This window comes from Cellulomonas sp. (assembly GCF_017744555.1).
Classification (GTDB): Bacteria; Actinomycetota; Actinomycetes; order Actinomycetales; family Cellulomonadaceae; genus Cellulomonas.
The window spans coordinates 1-1,641 of the sequence record NZ_JAGIBD010000098.1 but is presented as its reverse complement, the minus strand read 5'-3'; the positions used below and the strand labels follow the sequence as shown (position 1 = coordinate 1,641).

1 protein-coding gene is annotated in these 1,641 nt (G+C 77.5%); it reads left to right on the top strand.

Annotation, left to right across the window (positions count from 1 at the left end; genetic code table 11):
- Nucleotides 1-408: 408 nt before the first annotated feature.
- Entirely contained in the window at nucleotides 409-1,386 is a 978-nt protein-coding gene (locus J7523_RS20315; RefSeq protein ID WP_226236592.1) for a hypothetical protein, read from the top strand.
- The last annotated feature ends 255 nt before the right edge of the window (nucleotides 1,387-1,641 follow it).

The following is a 1,641-nucleotide window of genomic DNA, read 5'->3' as shown; positions in this document are numbered from 1 at the left end:
GCCGTCCACCGTGCTCGTCGACGCCGCGACCGCGCAGGTGCTCGGCGGCGACCCGCGGTTCCGCCTCGCCGAGCAGCCGGTGCGCGACCTCCCGGGCCTCGGCCCGACCGCGTCGTTCCGGCTGTCGCGCGCGGACTGACGGCGGGCCCGGACGGCGTGCGCGCCGCGCCGCGGTCGGCCGAGCCACCCGCTGACGTCGACCGCGAGCGTGTGGCGTTCCGGCCGCTGGGTGGCCGCTGTGCAGCACGGCCCCGGTCGGTCCCCCGGCTCGACGCGCGTGCCGGCCGACGTCGACGGCGTGCCGGTGCCCGAGCTCGCCGCCGTCGACGAGCCCTCGTCCGGCGTCGGTCGTCCACAGGGTCGTCCGGGCTCCCGCCCTCGGGTCCGCGACGCTGCCAGGGTCGCAGCATGGGTCGCGACCAGACGTACCAGACCACCGTCCACGTCCCCGACGCGCACGCGCTCCCCGAGCCCGTGCGCGCCGTCGTCCTGCGGCACGACGGCGCCGCGACCGTGGCCCAGCTCGCGGCAGCAGGCGTCGCTGGGCGCACGGTACGAGGTCGGGTCGCCGCGGGACGGTGGCAGCGACCCTTCCGCGGGGTCGTCGTGCTGCAGTCCGGTGCGCTCGCCTGGCGGCAGACCGCGCACGCCGCCCTCCTCGCCGCCGGCCCCGGCGCCGCTCTGTCGCACCGGTCCGCCGCGTTCGTCCACGGACTTGCGGCGACCCCGGGGACCGACGTCGTCGTCAGCGTGCCGGTACCACGCACGGTCCGGCCGCAACCGGGCCTGCGGGTCCGTCGACGGCGCGCCATGCCCCACGCGAGCGGCAGGCTCCGGGCCGTCGACGTCGTCGAGACGGTGTTCGACCTGCTCGACGACGCGCAGGACGAGGACGACGCGGTCGCGGTCGTCGCCGAGGGCGTCCGCCGCGGCGTCGCCCCGGTGGTGCTCCTGCACCGGTCACGGCTGCGTGCCTCGCTGCACCACCGGGCGCTGCTGAGAGCCGTGCTCGGCGACCCGACGCTCGGGGTCGAGTCCCCGCTCGAGCACCGGTACGTGCGGGACGTCGAGCGCCGTCACGGCCTGCCGCGGACCGTCGGCCAGGTCCGGCAGCGCGTCGACGGCGCGTGGATCCGTGCTGATCGCGTGCACCAGGGTCTGCGCGTCCGCATCGAGCTCGACGGCCGGCTCGCGCACCCGAGCGGCACGACCGACCGTGACGTGTGGCGCGACAACGCGGTGCTCCTCGAGCACGACGACCTCACGCTCCGTTACCGGTGGTCCCACGTCGTGGGCCGGTCGTGCGCGGTCGCCCTGCAGGTGGCGGCCGCGCTCACCCGGGCGGGGCGTCCGACCCGCGTGCGGCGGTGCCCGGAGTGCCCGTGAGGCCAGCGTGTGCGGCGTTGCGGCTCCCTGGAGGCCGGAACGTCACACAGCCCGTCGTGCTGCCCGGGTGGGACGGGCGCGATCGGCACGCGGGTGGCGCCACGGGCGTCCAGCAGGCGCACCGCGTCAGGCCGGGGCCTGCGACCCGTCCACGTCGACCGGGTCCAGCAGGGCGGGGGAGTTGTTCGCGACCGCGTTGACGCGCGTCGAGACGGGGACCGCCGTGAGCCGCGGGGGTGCGACCGTGAGCAGGTC

Excerpts from the sequence above, each read along its gene's own strand:
- J7523_RS20315 (WP_226236592.1), top strand. The coding sequence starts at position 409 with ATGGGTCGCGACCAGACGTACCAGACCACCGTCCACGTCCCCGACGCG.